At 66.1% G+C, this 16,215-nt stretch carries 14 protein-coding genes, 1 tRNA gene and 3 pseudogenes; 16 read left to right on the forward strand and 2 right to left on the reverse strand.

The features are described 5' to 3' along the window. Positions 1-35: 35 nt before the first annotated feature. From LRS12_RS05005 to LRS12_RS05040, 8 genes are all read left to right on the forward strand, one after another. On the forward strand, positions 36-1,013 hold the full coding sequence (locus LRS12_RS05005) for a quinone oxidoreductase (protein WP_257843606.1): 978 nt from the start codon (positions 36-38) through the stop codon (positions 1,011-1,013). 13 nt (positions 1,014-1,026) lie between these two features. After that, the gene (locus LRS12_RS05010; protein ID WP_257843607.1) at positions 1,027-1,875 is read left to right on the forward strand and encodes a TauD/TfdA family dioxygenase; all 849 of its coding nucleotides are present in this window, start codon (positions 1,027-1,029) and stop codon (positions 1,873-1,875) included. A gap of 41 nt (positions 1,876-1,916) precedes the next feature. Continuing rightward, the gene (locus tag LRS12_RS05015; protein WP_257843608.1) at positions 1,917-2,981 is read left to right on the forward strand and encodes a 3-keto-5-aminohexanoate cleavage protein; all 1,065 of its coding nucleotides are present in this window, start codon (positions 1,917-1,919) and stop codon (positions 2,979-2,981) included. A gap of 6 nt (positions 2,982-2,987) precedes the next feature. Continuing rightward, positions 2,988-3,569: an alpha/beta hydrolase gene (locus LRS12_RS05020; protein WP_257843609.1), complete on the forward strand. Its 582-nt coding sequence runs from the start codon at positions 2,988-2,990 to the stop codon at positions 3,567-3,569. Between the two features lie 27 nt (positions 3,570-3,596). Continuing rightward, on the forward strand, positions 3,597-4,880 hold the full coding sequence (locus LRS12_RS05025; protein ID WP_257843610.1) for an MFS transporter: 1,284 nt from the start codon (positions 3,597-3,599) through the stop codon (positions 4,878-4,880). 2 nt (positions 4,881-4,882) lie between these two features. Continuing rightward, the gene (locus LRS12_RS05030; protein ID WP_257843611.1) at positions 4,883-5,878 is read left to right on the forward strand and encodes a YeiH family protein; all 996 of its coding nucleotides are present in this window, start codon (positions 4,883-4,885) and stop codon (positions 5,876-5,878) included. A gap of 97 nt (positions 5,879-5,975) precedes the next feature. After that, positions 5,976-7,376 carry a TonB-dependent receptor gene (locus tag LRS12_RS05035; RefSeq protein WP_257843612.1) on the forward strand — a complete coding sequence of 467 codons (1,401 nt, stop codon included), beginning with the start codon at positions 5,976-5,978 and terminating at the stop codon, positions 7,374-7,376. Continuing rightward, on the forward strand, positions 7,288-8,340 hold the full coding sequence (locus LRS12_RS05040) for a TonB-dependent receptor (RefSeq protein WP_257843613.1): 1,053 nt from the start codon (positions 7,288-7,290) through the stop codon (positions 8,338-8,340). The genes LRS12_RS05035 and LRS12_RS05040 overlap by 89 nt, the downstream gene beginning before the upstream one ends. Positions 8,341-8,471: 131 nt before the next feature. On the opposite strand, the gene LRS12_RS05045 is transcribed toward LRS12_RS05040, so the two are convergent. Next, positions 8,472-8,557 (reverse strand) — tRNA-Tyr (locus tag LRS12_RS05045). A gap of 160 nt (positions 8,558-8,717) precedes the next feature. Here LRS12_RS05045 and rlmB point away from each other — a divergent pair. Both rlmB and LRS12_RS05055 read left to right on the forward strand, forming a co-directional pair. Further along, positions 8,718-9,473 (forward strand): 23S rRNA (guanosine(2251)-2'-O)-methyltransferase RlmB, encoded by a 756-nt coding sequence (gene rlmB, locus LRS12_RS05050; RefSeq protein WP_257843614.1) that lies wholly within the window; start codon positions 8,718-8,720, stop codon positions 9,471-9,473. Positions 9,474-9,506: 33 nt separating this feature from the next. Continuing rightward, a complete protein-coding gene (locus LRS12_RS05055; protein ID WP_257843615.1) occupies positions 9,507-10,277 on the forward strand; it encodes a hypothetical protein in 771 nt (256 codons plus the stop codon). A 21-nt stretch (positions 10,278-10,298) separates the two neighbouring features. Here the strand turns inward: LRS12_RS05055 and LRS12_RS05060 are convergent, their stop codons facing one another. Next, a complete protein-coding gene (locus LRS12_RS05060; protein WP_257843617.1) occupies positions 10,299-10,616 on the reverse strand; it encodes a 2Fe-2S iron-sulfur cluster-binding protein in 318 nt (105 codons plus the stop codon). Positions 10,617-10,679: 63 nt separating this feature from the next. On the opposite strand from LRS12_RS05060, the gene LRS12_RS05065 reads away from it, so the two are divergent. From LRS12_RS05065 to LRS12_RS05090, 6 genes and pseudogenes are all read left to right on the forward strand, one after another. Continuing rightward, entirely contained in the window at positions 10,680-11,303 is a 624-nt protein-coding gene (locus LRS12_RS05065; protein ID WP_257843618.1) for a DNA-3-methyladenine glycosylase, read from the forward strand. An 87-nt stretch (positions 11,304-11,390) separates the two neighbouring features. Next, a pseudogene (locus LRS12_RS05070) lies at positions 11,391-12,504 on the forward strand (S-(hydroxymethyl)glutathione dehydrogenase/class III alcohol dehydrogenase). A gap of 24 nt (positions 12,505-12,528) precedes the next feature. Then, positions 12,529-12,912: a VOC family protein gene (locus LRS12_RS05075; RefSeq protein ID WP_257843619.1), complete on the forward strand. Its 384-nt coding sequence runs from the start codon at positions 12,529-12,531 to the stop codon at positions 12,910-12,912. A gap of 11 nt (positions 12,913-12,923) precedes the next feature. Beyond that, positions 12,924-13,769, forward strand: coding sequence for a formyltetrahydrofolate deformylase (gene purU, locus LRS12_RS05080; RefSeq protein WP_257845432.1), 846 nt, complete (start codon positions 12,924-12,926; stop codon positions 13,767-13,769). After that, a pseudogene (gene fghA, locus LRS12_RS05085) lies at positions 13,766-14,609 on the forward strand (S-formylglutathione hydrolase). Before purU ends, fghA begins: the two are co-directional and overlap by 4 nt. After that, positions 14,606-16,212 (forward strand): annotated as a pseudogene (locus tag LRS12_RS05090) (phytoene desaturase family protein). Before fghA ends, LRS12_RS05090 begins: the two co-directional pseudogenes overlap by 4 nt. Positions 16,213-16,215 lie beyond the last annotated feature (3 nt).

Here is a 16,215-nt window from a genome sequence, read left to right on the forward strand (position 1 = left end):
TGCCCTGGGCAAGGAACATGGAGAGGAATGCGGCGATGGCAAAAGCTGTCCGCTTTTACGAGGCTGGCGGGCCGGAGGTGCTTCGGCTGGAGGAGGTTGCGGTCGGCGATCCCGGGCCGGGCGAAGTCCGCGTGCGCCATGCCGCCGTGGGATGCAATTTCGCCGACACCTATTTCCGCTCGGGCTACTACCCTGCGTCTTTGCCCGCCGGGATCGGCGTCGAGGCGGCCGGGACGATCGAGGCGGTGGGCTACGGCGTCACCGCCTTCGCGCCGGGCGACCGCGTTTCCTATAATGGCAGCCCGCTCGGTGCGTATAGCGATGTGCGGGTGATGCCGGCGGACTCGCTGTTCAAGCTGCCCGACAGCGTCTCGTTCGAGGATGCGGCGGCATCGACGATGCGCGGGCTGTCGGCGACCTATTGGCTGGCGCGCGCCAACCCGATGATGCAGCCGGGCGACACGATCTTGCTCCACGCCGCTGCGGGCGGGGTCGGGCTGCTTGCGGTTCAGCTCGCCAAGCTGATGGGGCTGCGCGTGATCGGGACCGTGTCGTCCGAGGCCAAGGCGGAGCGCGCGCGGGCGCTGGGGTGCGACGAGATCATCCTCTACCGGCACGAGGACGTCGCCGCGCGGGTGATGGAGCTGACCGAGGGCAAGGGTGTCGCGACGGTGTTCGACAGCGTCGGCAAGGACACGTTCGAAGGCTCGCTCAAATCGCTGCGGCGGCGCGGGGTGCTGGTCGGATGCGGCACCGCATCGGGGCCGTTCCCGCCGATCGACGCATTCCAGCTGATGATGCAGGGGTCGGTCTATTTCATCCGCCCGGCCTTCGCGCATTTCTACGCCGATCCGGCCGAGCGTGCCGAACTGTCGGCATTGTGGTTCGGGCATCTGTCGTCGGGACGGGTCAAGGTCGAGATCGGCCAGCGCTACACGCTCGACCAGTGCGTCGAGGCGCATCGCGACCTGGAGGCGGGGCGCACCATCGGCTCGTCCATCTTCACCGTCTGAGGGAGTGGGCGTCATGCGGATCGAGAAGCTCACCACGCATATCGGCGCCGAGCTGATCGGCGTGAACCTGGCGGATGCGGCGCGCGACGACGATCTGTTTGCGCAGATTCGGGCCGCCTTGCTCGACCACAAGGTGCTGTTCCTGCGCGATCAGCATATCGACCGCGCTGACCATGTCGCCTTTGCCGAACGCTTCGGGTCGCTCGAGGACCATCCCGTAGCAGGCAGCGATCCCGATCATCCAGGGCTGGTGCGGATCTACAAGGACGCGGACTCGCCGCCCGACTATTACGAAAACTCCTGGCATTGCGACGCCACCTGGCGCGACGCGCCGCCGATGGGCTGCGTCCTGCGCTGTGTCGCCTGTCCGCCGGTCGGCGGCGATACGATGTGGGCGAACATGGGCAAGGCCTATGCCGATCTGCCCGAGCACATCAAACAGACCATCGCCCCGCTCAAGGCACGCCATTCGATCGAGGCGACGTTCGGTGCGCGGATGGACGAGGGCAAGCGCCACGCGCTGAAGGCGCAGTTTCCCGATGCCGAGCATCCGGTGGTGCGCACCCATCCGGAGACGGGGGAGAAAATCCTCTACGTCAACGCCTTCACCACGCACTTCACCAACTACCACACGGTCGAGAACGTTCGGTACGGGCAGGATTATGCGCCCGGCGGCGCACAGCTGCTCCACTATCTGATCGGGCGCGCGGCGATCCCGGAATATCAGGTGCGTTGGCGCTGGCAGCCCAATTCGGTCGCGATCTGGGATAACCGCGCGACCCAGCATTACGCCGTGATGGATTACGCCCCCACCGTCCGCCGCATGGAGCGGGCGGGGATCATCGGCGACCGACCCTATTGACCCTGGCGGCACCGACCGCACCCGATCACTGGAGAGCCAAGATGCAGTTTCTCGACGACTCCCTGCTTCCGCGGAACCAGGAAAAGCTGGTCATTACCGTCGCCCCCTATGGCCCCGAATGGATGCCGGAGGATTTCCCCGAGGATATCCCGGTAACGATCGACGAGCAGGTGCAGAAGGCGGTCGATTGCTACAATGCCGGCGCCACCGTGCTGCACCTTCATTGCCGCGAGCCCGATGGTCACGGGTCGAAGCGGCTGTCGGTGTTCAACGAGGTGATCGACCGCATCCGCACCGCGGTGCCCGACATGATCATTCAGGTCGGCGGATCGATCTCCTTTGCGCCGGAGAGCGAGGAGGATGGTGCGCAGGCCAAGTGGCTGACCGACGAGGTGCGCCATATGCTCGCCGACCTCACCCCTGCACCCGAACAGGTCACCATCGCGGTCAACACGACCCAGATGAACATCATGGACCTGATGCATGACGAGGAATATCGCCAGACTACGCTCGGCAATCCCGCACTCTATCACGCCTATCGCGAGATGGTGGTGCCGGCGGGTCCCGAGTGGGTGGAGGAGCATCTGCGCCGCCTGACCGCCAGCGGCATCCAGCCGCATTTCCAGCTGACCTGCATGCCCGACCTCGAAACGGTCGAGCGGCTGGTGCGGCGCGGCCATTACAAGGGGCCGCTCAACCTGACCTGGGTCGGCATCGGTGGCGGTTTCGACGGGCCGAACCCGGCGAACTTCATGGAATTCATCCGCCGCGCGCCCGATGGATCCACGATCACGCTGGAAAGCGTGATGGGCAATGTCCTGCCGATCAACACGATCGCCATGGCGCTCGGCATGCACTGCCGCTGCGGGAACGAGGACAATATCTACGACACCAAGGGCAACAAGATGGGGTCGATCGCCCAGGTCGAGCAGCTCGTCCGCATCGCCCGCGAACTGGGCCGCGACGTCGCCAACGGACAGGAAGCGCGCGCGATCTACAAGATCGGCACCCAGTATAACTCGACCGAAGAGACGCTCGCCCGGCTCGGCATGGCACCCAATCGCGAGCGCGGGACGCTCGCGGTGCCGATCCGCGAGATGGCGTAACCCGGCATGTCGGCACTGAACAATGTCACCGTCCTGTTCGTCCCCGGCCTGCGCGATCATGTCGAGGACCATTGGCAGACCCATGCCGCCCGCGCGCTGCCGGGATCGCGCACGGTTCCGCCGATGGAGACCAACGGCCTGTGTCGCGCGCTGCGAGTGGCCGCGCTCGATCGCGCCATTGCAGCCATCGACGGCGACATCATCCTTGCCGCGCACAGCGCCGGATGCCTGATGGTCGCACATTGGGCCGCGACCGCTGCGGCGCGCAGGATCCGCGCGGCACTGCTAGTGACCCCGGCCGATGTCGAACATCCATTGCCCTGGGGTTATCCTGAGCAGGATAAGCTGGCCGCGAACGGATGGCTGCCGATCCCGCGCGTGCCGTTGCCCTTTCCCGCACTGGTCGTCGCAAGCCGCAACGATCCGCTCGCGGCGTTCGACCGCGTCGCAGCATTCGCGCAGAGCTGGCAGGTTCCGCTATATGACGCCGGGGAGGTCGGGCACCTCAACCCCGCTGCGGGCTATGGTCCCTGGCCGGTGGCACTGGAGTTGCTCGAAGGGCTGGCGGAGGAGAGCGCGGTCGCCTGACCGCGCTTGGAACAGGGGGAACGCAGCATGGCAGGTCCGATCCCGTCCGCCGATGACAGCGCCCCCGGTCCTGCGCGCGCCACCCTTTATGGCTGGCTGGTGTTCGCGCTCACCTTCGGGCTGCTGATCTCCGACTATATGGCGCGGCAGGTGCTGAATGCCGTATTCCCGCTGATCAAGGCCGAATGGGCACTGACCGACGGCCAGCTCGGGCTGCTGTCGGGCATCGTCGCGGTGATGGTCGGGCTGCTGACCTTCCCGCTCTCGCTCGCCGCCGACCGCTGGGGGCGGGTGCGCAGCCTGGCGCTGATGGCGGTACTGTGGAGCCTCGCCACCCTGCTCTGCGCTGCGGCAAACGGCTTTGGCATGATGCTGCTCGGGCGCGCCCTGGTCGGGGTGGGTGAGGCCGCCTATGGCAGCGTCGGGATCGCCGTTGTCATCAGCGTTTTCCCCACCCGGTTGCGCGCGACCCTCTCCGCCGCCTTCATGGCCGGCGGGCTGTTCGGTCAGGTGCTCGGCGTCGCGCTGGGGGGTGAGATCGCCGCGAGCCATGGCTGGCGCATGGCCTTTGTCGCGATCGGCGTATCGGGGCTGGTGCTCGGCCTCCTCTATCCGATTTTGGTGCGGGAGCGCCGCGTGCGCGCGCTTGCTGGTCTCGACGCGCCGCATGACGTCGCCCAGCCAATCGCGCCGCTGCGCAGCCTGATCGCGTCGCGTTCGGTGCGGCTCGCCTATCTGGGCAGCGGGCTGCAACTGCTCGCGGCGGGCGCCCTGCCCGCCTGGCTGCCCAGCTATCTCAACCGCTATTACGACCTGTCTGTCGACCGCGCGGGTCGGCTCGCGGCGCTGCTGCTGCTGGTATGCGGCGTCGGCATGATCCTGTGCGGGATGCTCAGCGACCGCCTGTCGCGCGACCGGCCCGACCGCAAGATCGCGCTGGCCGCGATCTACAGTCTCGGCACCGGCGTCAACCTGACGCTCGCGCTGCTCCTGCCTGCGGGACCCGCCCAGCTGGTGCTGCTCGGCGTCGTGATGTTCCTAGTCGCGGGGACGGTTGGGCCGAGCGGCGCGATGGTCGCCAACCTCACCCCGCGCGCGATTCACGGTTCGGCCTTTGCCACGCTGACGCTTGCCAACAATCTCATCGGCCTGGCACCCGGGCCGATCCTGACCGGGCGCATCGCGGATGCGATCGGGCTGCTCGACGCCTTCCGCTTCCTGCCGATCGCCTGCCTCGCCGCGGCGTTGGTCTTCTTCCTGATGCGCCGAAGCTACCTCGCCGATCTCGATACCGGCCGGGCGGAGCGCTGAGCATGGCCAGCGTCGCGGATCGTGCCCGCGCCGTCGCGCCGGGGCTGGGCGTCGCGCTGGTCGTGGCGGCGGCGGCGACCTTCATGTCCGAACATTATTCGGCACCGGTGATGCTCTATGCGCTGCTGCTCGGCATGGGCCTCAACTTCCTGACCGAGGCGGAGCGCACCCGCGCGGGAATCGACTTCGCCGCGCGCACCGTGCTGCGCATCGGCGTCGGGCTGCTCGGGCTGCGGATCGGGTGGGATCAGGTCACCGCGCTCGGCTGGGGGCCGGTTGGGATGGTGGTGGCTTTGGTCGCGGTAACGATCGGCGTGTCGATCGTCATGGCGCGGCTGATGGGGTTCAACCCGCTGTTCGGATTTCTGTCGGGCGGCGCGACCGCGATCTGCGGCGCGTCGGCGGCGCTGGCGCTGTCGGCGGCGCTCCCCGCGCATGAGCGCAAGGAACAGGCGACGCTCTATACCGTGGTCGGCGTGTCGGCGATGTCGACGCTGGCGATGATCCTCTACCCGATGATCGCGCATGCGCTGGGGCTGGACGATCGCGCCGCCGGGCTGTTCATCGGCGCGACGATCCACGATGTCGCGCAGGTGGTCGGCGCGGGCTATGCGATCTCGCCCGAGGCGGGCGACACCGCGACCATCGTCAAGCTGCTGCGCGTCGCGATGCTGTTGCCGGTGATCCTGGTCGCCGGTCAGATCACGCGCGGCCGCACCCCGGCCGGAGCGGCGCGGCCGCCACTGCTCCCGTGGTTCGTTCTGCTGTTCGTCGCGCTGGTCGCGCTCAACAGCATCGTCGCGCTGCCCGCCCCGGCGGTTGCGTTCGGCACCGACATCTCGCGCTGGTGCCTGGTGGTCTCGCTCGCCGCGATCGGGATGAAGACGCGGATCGGCGACATGGTGAAACTCGGCCTGCGCCCGGTGCTGCTGATGATCGCGGAGACGGTCCTGCTCGCCGCGCTCGTGCTCGGATTGCTCGCAACCGGGCTGATCTGACGCGGATTGCAAAATCGCTGTCGTCAAATGTGAAAACTTGTGTCGGTCGCAGCGGTAGCACGACCGTAACGATAAAGAAGTGTTGGGAGAGGATGTCATGAAGTTCATGCCCCAGTTGCGTCTGTGCGTCAGTGGTGTCGCGTTGGTCGCCGCTTGCCTCGGCGCACCCGCATTCGCGCAGGACAGCGCGTCAGCTACAGCGGAAGAGCGCGACAGCGACGAGATCGTCGTCACCGCGCAAAAGCGCTCCGAAAGCGTGCAGACCGTCCCGATCTCGATCGCCGCTTTCAATGAAGAGACGCTGGAACAGGCGAGCGTCACCACGGTGCTCGACCTGGGTCGCGTCGCCACCAACTTCCAGACGGTGCGCTCGTCCAACACCGGATCGACCCGCATCGGCATCCGTGGCGTCGGCTCGCTCGCCAACACGCTGATCGAACCGAGCGTCGCGGTATTCGTCGACGGCGTCTATGTGCCGCGTTCGGGATCGGTGCTCGGCGCGTTCCTCGACATTGACGGGGTCGAGGTGCTGCGCGGACCGCAGGGCACGTTGTTCGGCCGCAACGCCAGCGTTGGCGCGCTCTCGCTGCGCAGCGCGCTGCCCGAGGACAGTTTTTCCGGCCAGGTTTCGGGCGAGATCGGCTCGTTCGACCGCTACAAGCTGAGCGGCCATGTCAACATTCCGCTCGGCCAGAATGTCGCGATGCGCCTCGCCGGCATGGGGCAATGGTATCAGGGGCCGTGGGTCAACCGGCTCGACGGCAAGCGCTATGGCGGGTCGGACGACATGTCGTTCCGCGGCACGATCAAGGCCGATCTCGGCAATGTCGAATGGATCGTGCGCGGCGATTACACCCGCCTCGACGGCGACGGCGTGGCCAATTTCGATTTCGACGCCAATTCGGTCAGCGCCGCGCGACTCGCCTTCATCCAGGCCGCCTTTGCCGGCGGGCCCGACACCAATCTCGACGACCGCAACATGAACCAGTTCATGGCGACCGGACTGATCGACACCAACTGGGGCGTGTCGAGCACCGCATCGCTCGACATCGGCGGATCGACGCTCAAGCTGATCAACAGCTATCGCGTATGGACCAACGACCAGCTCGACGGCGACATCATCTATTTCCCGGTGTCGCTCGCCAATCGACGCAGCCTGTTCGATTCGAAGAGCCACAATCACGAGCTTCAGTTCATCTCGCCCGAGCGCGGCTGGATGGGCGGCATGTTCGACATGGTCGCGGGCCTGTATTTCTTCCAGGAGGATTTCGCGCTGAGCGAGGTGCTCAATCTCGGCAGCAGCTTCTGCAACGTGCTGGTCCCGGCCGGGCCGGGGGCGGACGGCGTGCACTGGTTACTACACGAGCACCGGCGGCATCGGCGCGACCGATCAGGACGTGTTCCAGAAGGTGACGAGCATCGCCGCCTATGCGCAGGGCAATCTGCACCTCAGCGATCAGCTGACGCTGACGCTGGGCGGGCGCTGGACCAAGGATGAGAAGGAAGGGACCTATACCCAGACCTCCAGCCCCTTCACCCAGACGCTGCGCGCGCCCGAGGCGCTGACCTTCCCCGGCATCAGCGAGAGCCGCTTCACCTATCGCGTCAGCCTCAACTACAAGCCGAGCGCGGACGTGCTGATCTTTGCCAACCATTCGACCGGCTACAAGTCGGGCGGGTACAATTCGGGCGGTGGCACGCCGTCGCTGTCGACCTTCGATGGCAGCGGCAACCTGATCTCGACCAAGCGGCTATTCGACCGCGAGACGGTGAAGAATTACGAACTGGGCATCAAATCGACCTGGCTCGACCGCGCGCTCAAGGCGAATCTGACGCTCTATCGGATGGATATCGGCGGGTTCCAGGACCGCGCGTTCGACGGGGTCAGCTTCATCGTGCGCAACGCCGGCAATCTGCGCCAACAGGGGTTCGAGTTCGACACGGTGATCGCGCCGACCCGCGACTTTTCGTTCAGCGCGTCGCTGGCCTATCTCGACTCGACCTTCACCTCCTTCACCACCGCGTCGAACCTGCCGGGCCTGACCGGAACGCAGGACCTGACCGGCAAGCCCAACACCTTCTCGCCCGAATGGGTGGGCAATTTCGCAATCAACTGGACCGGGGACCTCGGCACCGGAGGGATGAGCTGGGAGGCAAACGCCAATCTATCGCTCGTGTCCGACCAGTTCGTCGGCACGGTCAACGACAACAACCCGCAATCGCTGGCGGATGGCTATGCGCTGCTCGGCGCGCGCCTGACGCTTTATGGGCGTGACGATCGCTGGTCGCTGGCGGTGTTCGCCCGCAACCTGACCGATACCAAATACCGGCCGCTGTCGGTCTATCAGCCGCTCGGCGCTGCACTCGGACTCAACAATACGGTGTTCCCTGGCAGCACCGCGAACCGCGTGATGGCGAGCGAGCCGCGGACCTTCGGGGTTTCGGGTACGATCCGCTTCTGATCGCGCGACACTGCCGCCCTATCAGCCTCCTGGCGCGTGCCTCCGCGCCGGGAGGTTTCCTTTGGGAGACAGTGGGTGCCAAGGCCCGAACACCCCGCCAGGGATCGCTTCTGTTCCAGCGGCCGAAGGGATGGTGGAAGGGACTGGATTCGAACCAGTGTACGCTCACGCGGGCAGATTTACAGTCTGCTGCCTTTAACCACTCGGCCACCCTTCCATGCGGCACGCCGAAGCGAGTGCGCGCCAATGCCGAAGCGGCGCGGCGCTGTCAACGCCTTGCGCGCGCGGGTTGTGGCTTCTAAGTCGTTTCAAAGTTGCTGAAGCGTTGCGGCACCGGCCCGCGCCCGGTTCCGCGCCAGCGGAACCTAGAGTGAGCTATGAGCCAGAGGCCAAGACGGGGGCATCGTCCCCAATCCGGATCGAACAGCAACCGCCCCCGCTTCTGGGGCCGCCACGCCGTGACCGCGGCGCTGGCCAATCCCGAGCGGCGGGTACGCAAGGTGTGGGGGACGCGCGAGGCGCTGGGCGCGCTCGACCTGCCCCCGATCCTGCCGATCACTTATGCCGACGTGGCCGATCTTGCCCGGATGGTCCCGTCCGACGCGCCGCACCAGGGCATCGTGATCGAGGTCGATCCGCTGGAGGAGATCTGGCTGGGAGATCTGCTGGAGCAGGGCGCGGACGATCGTCGCCCGCTGCTGGTGCTCGATCATGTCACCGACCCGCATAATGTCGGCGCGATCCTGCGCTCGGCGGCAGCATTCGACGCGCTCGGCATCGTCACGCAGGACCGTCACGCGCCGCCCGAATCGGGATCGCTCGCGCGCGCCGCATCGGGGGCGCTGGAGCTGGTGCCGTGGGTCCGTGTGGTCAATCTTGCCCGCGCGCTCGACGAGATTGGCGAAGCGGGATTCTGGCGCATCGGCCTGGCGGGCGAGGCCAAGGGCACGCTGGGCGAGGTGATGGGCGATACGCGCCCCGCATTGGTGCTGGGCGCCGAGGGCGAGGGGATGCGGCATAACACCGCCGCGCATTGCGACGAGCTGGCACGCCTGCCGATCTCGCCTCGCGTCGAGAGCCTGAACGTATCCAACGCCGCAGCCATCGCGCTGTACGCAGCTATCTCGCGCTGACCCACCGGTCCGCGCCAACGGGGGAATGACGCCATGTTCGATCGGTTCAAGGGGATTGCGCTCGCGGTCCTTGCCCCCGTGCTGCTGGTCGGATGTGCGTTCAGTCCGGGCAAGTTCGTCTCCACCCTCACCATCCTCGCCGATCGCAGCTTTACCTTCAGCTATCAGGGTGAGGTGATCGCGGTCGATATCGCTGGCGAAATGGCCAAGGGTATGGGCGACGCCTTCAAGGGGATGGGAGACGAGGACGACAAGACGAAGACCACGACCAGCCTGCTCCGCGATGCCACCTGGCAGGAGGACGAGGATGCCCCCGCCGCCGCCGAGGAAGACTCGACCAAGGACGATGCCGAGGAGGCCGCCAAGAAGGAGGCAAAGTTCAAGGCGATCGCCGAGGCGCTGACCAAGGAGGCGGGATATCGTTCGGTCACCTACAAGGGCGACGGCGTGTTTGTGGTGGATTACCAGATCGGCGGCAAGCTGACCCACAATTTCCTGTGGCCGTACAATATCGACGCGGAGGTGATCTTTCCCTTCGTCGTGCTCGAACTGCGCGGGGCGGACACCGTCCGGGTCAAGGCACCCGCGTTCGGCGACAGCGATTCGCCCGGCAAGGGCAAGTCGGACGACGCCAAGACCAAGCTGGACGGCACCTTCACTTTGGTCACCGACGGCGAGATCGTCAGCCAGAATAACGAGGATGGCGCGAAGACCGATGGCACCCGCCGCACCGTCACCTGGAAGGCGACCCCTCTGAGCAAGGACGCCCCGATGGCGGTGGTCAAGGTCGCGCCGCGCTCCTGAACGGATCGCAGCGCGCCCTGCTTAGTCCTCGGCCGCGATCGTCACCTTGAGGCCGTCGAGCGCGGCGGTAAACTGGAGCTGGCACGACAAGCGCGACCTCTCGTTGCGGTCCGACGAGCTGTCGAGCAGGTCGTTCTCGTCCTCGCTCATCGGCGGAATTTTGGCCGCAAATTCCGGATCGACATGAACGTGGCAGGTCGCGCACGAGCAGCAGCCGCCACACAAAGCGAGCAGTTCGTCGAACCCGTTGTCGCGGATCACTTCCATGACGCTCAGGCCCACTTCGCCTTCGACTTCGCGTTCTTCTCCTTCGCGTGTGACGACGATAAGCTTGGGCATGATCTTCTCCTGTGTGTTCCGCGCCCATGCCGGGGAATGCCGCCGCTTTCAAGGATCCGAACGATGGGACTGACTGCCGAACAGCTGCGCGAATCGCTGGATGCGATCGCGGCAGACGAGCCGTTGATGGCCGCAGCGGTCGCGCGGGTCGGCTATCCCGAGCCGCGCATCCGCGAACCGGGTTATGAGACTCTGCTGCGCACCATCGTCGGGCAGCAGGTGAGTGTCGCCGCGGCGGCATCGATCTGGAGCAAGCTGGCAGCGGGGATCGGCGATCTGACCCGGCCCGATATCGTCGCCGCCGCTCCCGACGATGCATTGCGCGCCGCCGGGCTCTCCCGGCAAAAGGCGAGCTATGCCAGGAGCCTGGCCGAAGAGGTGTCGAGCGGCCGGATCGACCTGACCGCGCTGCCCGCAGATGACGAGGAAGCGATCGCTCAGCTGGTCCGGATCAAGGGGATCGGGCGCTGGTCGGCGGAAATCTATCTGCTGTTCGCAGAGGGGCGACGCGACATCTGGCCGGCGGGCGACCTGGCGGTGCAGATCGAGATCGGCCGAATCATGGGCCATGCCGAGCGTCCGTCGGAAAAGCAGACCCGCGAGATCGCCGAAGCGTGGCGGCCGCATCGCGGTGCCGCGGCGATCCTGGCCTGGCACCATTACAAGGCGGACATGGCGGCGATCTGAACTGTAAGTTTCACATACAATCGGTTCGGGCTGGCGCGGAGTGCGATCCCTTGCCAAAAGCGCAGCGAAGCAAGGAGCATTGAAACCATGAAGACCCGCGCCGCCGTTGCGTTCGAGGCGAAGAAGCCGCTGGAGATCGTCGAGCTGGACCTGGAGGGTCCCAAGGCGGGCGAAGTGCTGGTCGAGATCATGGCGACCGGCATCTGCCACACCGATGCCTATACGCTCGACGGGCTCGACAGCGAGGGGGATTTTCCCCAGCGTGCTGGGGCATGAGGGCGCGGGGGTGGTGCGCGAGGTCGGCGCAGGCGTCACCAGCGTCACCCCGGGCGATCATGTCATCCCGCTCTACACGCCCGAATGCCGCCAGTGTAAGTCGTGCCTCAGCGGCAAGACCAATTTGTGCACCGCGATCCGCGCGACGCAGGGCAAGGGGCTGATGCCCGACGGCACCACGCGCTTCAGCTACAGGGGCCAGCCGATCTATCACTACATGGGCTGCTCGACCTTCTCGAACTTCACCGTGCTGCCCGAGATCGCCGTCGCAAAGATCCGCGAGGACGCGCCCTTCCAGACCAGCTGCTATATCGGCTGTGGCGTCACCACCGGGGTCGGCGCGGTGATCAACACGGCCAAGGTGCAGGTCGGCGACAATGTCGTCGTGTTCGGACTCGGCGGCATCGGCCTCAACGTGATCCAGGGCGCGCGGCTCGCCGGCGCGAACCAGATCATCGGCGTCGATATCAATCCCGACCGTGAGGAATGGGGCCGCCGCTTCGGGATGACCGACTTCCTCAATTCGCGCGGCATGAGCCGTGAGGATGTCGTGGCCCGGATCGTCGCGATGACCGATGGCGGCGCCGACTATACCTTCGACGCGACCGGCAACACCGACGTGATGCGCATCGCGCTTGAGGCCTGCCATCGCGGCTGGGGCACCAGCATCATCATTGGCGTGGCCGAAGCGGGCAAGGAGATCGCCACACGCCCGTTCCAGCTGGTCACCGGTCGCAACTGGCGCGGCACCGCATTTGGCGGCGCCAAGGGCCGCACCGATGTTCCGAAGATCGTCGACATGTACATGACCAGCAAGATCGAGATCGACCCGATGATCACCCATGTCATGGGTCTGGAGGACATCAACAAGGGGTTCGACCTGATGCATGCGGGGGAGAGCATTCGCAGCGTCGTGGTGTTCTGAAACTAAACAAGGGGAGAGGAAGCCATGTTCAGCCATATCATGCTCGGCGCCAACGACGTCGCGGCGTCCAAGGCATTTTATGACGCCACGCTCGGCGCGCTCGGTGCCCGCGCGGGCAGTGTCGATCCCAAGGGCCGCGCCTTCTACATGCACAATGGCGGCATCTTCATGCTGAGCCAGCCGATCGACGGCCAGCCCGCGTGCCACGCCAATGGCGGCACGGTCGGCTTTGCTGCAGAGAGCCCGGAAATGGTCGACGCCTGGCACGCTGCCGGTCTCGCGCATGGCGGTACCGCGATCGAGGATCCGCCGGGCATCCGCGAAAATGCGTTCGGCGCGCTCTACCTTGCCTATCTGCGCGATCCGGCGGGGAACAAGGTCTGCGCGATGTATCGCGTCCCGAAGTGAGTGCGGGCTGGATCCTGACGCTGACCTGCACCGACCGGGTGGGCATCGTCGCGGGGGTGAGCGGATTCCTGGCCGAGCAGGACGGGTTCATCCTCGACAGCCAGCAATATGCCGACCTGGAGACCGGCCGCTTTTTCATGCGGGTGGTATTCACATCGGGCGGGCCGCGCTTTCCGGTCGATCGGGACGCGCTGGTCGCCGCCTTCACCCCGGTGGCGACGCGCTTTGAGCTCGACTGGGGGTTGTCGGCCAGCGACGAAAAGCCGGCATTGGTGGTTGCAGTGTCGAAGGGGTCGCACTGCCTCAACGACCTGCTCCACCGGCAACAGGCGGGGACGCTGTCGGCGCGGATCGTCGCGGTTGTATCGAACCATGAGAAGCTGCGCGGCCTGACCGAATGGCATGGCGTGCCGTATCATTACCTTCCGGTCGAGGCCGGCGGCAACGCGGCACAGGAACACGCGATCGAAGCAGTGATGGAATCCGCGGGTGCCCCCTATCTGGTGCTCGCCCGCTACATGCAGGTGCTGACCCCCGAGTTTGCCGATCGGCTGGCGGGGCGGTGCATCAACATCCATCACAGCTTCCTGCCGGGGTTCAAGGGCGCAAAGCCCTATCACCGGGCGCATGATCGCGGGGTCAAGCTGATCGGAGCGACCGCGCATTTCGTGACCAGCGACCTCGACGAAGGGCCGATCATCGACCAGGCGGTGGAGCGGGTCGACCATCGCGACAGCGTCGACGACCTGATCCGCATCGGCCGCGATATCGAGGCGCAGGTGCTGGCGCGCGCGGTCGATGCGATCGGAGCGCGACGGGTATTCCTCAACGGCAATCGCACGGTGGTGTTCAGATGAGCTTCGAGACGGTCTCGACCAACAAGGCGCATGGCGGAGTGCAGGGCGTGTACCGCCATTCATCGACCGCGACCGGCACGCCGATGACGTTCTCGGTGTTCGTTCCGGATCATGCCGAAGGCGCGAAGCTGCCGGTGCTCTGGTACCTTTCGGGGCTGACCTGCACCCATGCCAATGTCACCGAAAAGGGCGAGTATCGTGCGGCCTGCGCCGAGCATGGCGTGATCTTCATTGCCCCGGACACCTCGCCGCGCGGCGATGATGTGGCGGATGACGAAGCCTATGACTTTGGCAAGGGCGCTGGTTTCTATGTCGATGCGACGCAGGCGCCGTGGTCGGCGAGCTACCGGATGCGCTCTTATATCGAGGATGAGTTGCCCGGGCTGATCCTGCGGGAGTTTCCGATGGCTGATCTCAGCCGTCAGGGGATCACGGGCCATTCGATGGGTGGGCATGGCGCGCTGACGATCGGGTTGCGCAACCCCGACCGGTTCCGGTCGATCAGCGCATTCGCCCCGATCGTCGCACCGTCGCTGTGCCCGTGGGGGGCAGAAGGCGCTGACCGGATATCTGGGCGATGATCGCGAGGCATGGCGGCGGTATGATGCGGTTGCAATGATCGAGGATGGGCTGCGCGTTGCCGAATTGCTGGTCGATCAGGGGGATGCCGATGCGTTTCTGACCGAACAGCTCAAGCCCGAATTGCTGGCCGCGGCGTGCCGCGATGCGGGGATCGACCTCACACTGCGGATGCAGCCCGGCTATGACCACAGCTATTATTTCATCTCCAGCTTCATGAGCGACCATGTTGCCTGGCACGCGGAGCGGCTGAAGGCATGACCCAAAGGTTTGACGCGGTCATCATAGGGGCGGGGCATAATGGGCTGACCTGTGCCTTCTACCTCGCCCGCGCCGGCCTCGAGGTCTGTGTGATCGAGCGGCGCGATGTGGTCGGCGGGGCGGCGGTGACCGAGGAGTTTCACCCCGGGTTCCGCAACTCCGCGGCGAGCTACACCGTCAGCCTGCTCCAGCCCAAGGTCATTGCTGACATGAAGCTGGTCGACCGGGGTTACCGGGTGATCGAGCGGCCAGTGTCGAACTTCTTTCCGCTGGACGGGGATTATCTGAAGCTGGGCGGCGGGGCGGAGCGGACAAGGGCGGAGTTTGCCCGCTTCTCGACAAAGGATGCCGCGGCGCTGGACGGTTACGAGGCCGCGCTGGAGCGGGTGGCGGACCTGTTGCGGAGCATGGCGCTCAAGACCCCGCCCAATGCCGGGGGTGGGATTGCGGCGCTGGTGGCGGCGGCGGCACAGGGGCGGCAGGTCGCTTCCCTGCCGATCGAGGGGCAGCGGGATGCCCTCGCCCTGTTCGTCCAGTCGGCTCGGGAGTTTCTCGACGGGTGGTTCGAGAATGAACACGTCAAGGCGGCATTCGCGTTCGATGCGGTGGTAGGCAATTTTGCCGGGCCGGCGGCGCCGGGGTCGGCCTATGTCCTGCTGCACCATGTCTTTGGCGAGGTGAACGGCAAGAAGGGTGCCTGGGGCCATCCGGTCGGGGGATGGGCGCCATCACCGGAATGATGGCCGATGCGGTCCGGGAGGCCGGGGCGGTGATCCGCCTGGAGGCTCCGGTCGACCGGGTGCTGGTCGATGGTGGTCGGGCCGCCGGGGTGCGCCTTGCCAGTGGCGAGGAGATTGCGGCGAAGACGGTCGTCGCCAATGTCGGCCCTGCCCTGCTGTTCCGCCAGTTGGTCGATTCCAGCGAGCTGCCCGCCGATTTCAACCGGCGGATTGCGGGGTTCAAGACCGGATCGGGCAGTTTCCGGATGAATGTCGCGCTCTCACAACTCCCTGATTTCACGGTGCTTCCCGGCAGCGATGCCGAGCATCATCGCAGCGGCATCATCATCGCGCCGACCATGGACTATATGGACAAGGCCCATGAGGACGCGGTCCGCTATGGCTGGTCGAACGCGCCGGTGGTGGAGATGACCATCCCCTCCACCGTCGACGACAGCCTGGCCCCGGCGGGCTGCCATGTCGCCAGCCTGTTCTGCCAGCAATTCGCCCCCGTCCTGCCCAACGGGCGGAGCTGGGACGATGAACGCGAGGCGGCGGCGGACGACATTATCGACACGGTGACGCAGCACGCCCCCAATTTCCGCGACGCCATCATCGCCCGCCAGATCCACTCCCCCACCGACCTCGAACGCAAGTTCGGGCTGGTCGATGGCGACATCTTCCACGGCCGCATGTCGCTCGACCAGCTCTGGGCGGCGCGGCCGGTGCTGGGGCATGGCGATTATCGCGGGCCGATCGGCGGCCTGTACCTTTGCGGCGCTGGCACCCATCCGGGCGGCGGGGTGACCGGTGCGCCGGGGCATAATGCCGCGCGGGAAATCCTGAAGGACCGAAGCGTGTTCGGGCGTCTTTTGCGCCGCTAGCGT

This window comes from Sphingomonas sp. J344, from assembly GCF_024700005.1.
Taxonomy (GTDB): domain Bacteria; phylum Pseudomonadota; class Alphaproteobacteria; order Sphingomonadales; family Sphingomonadaceae; genus Sphingomonas.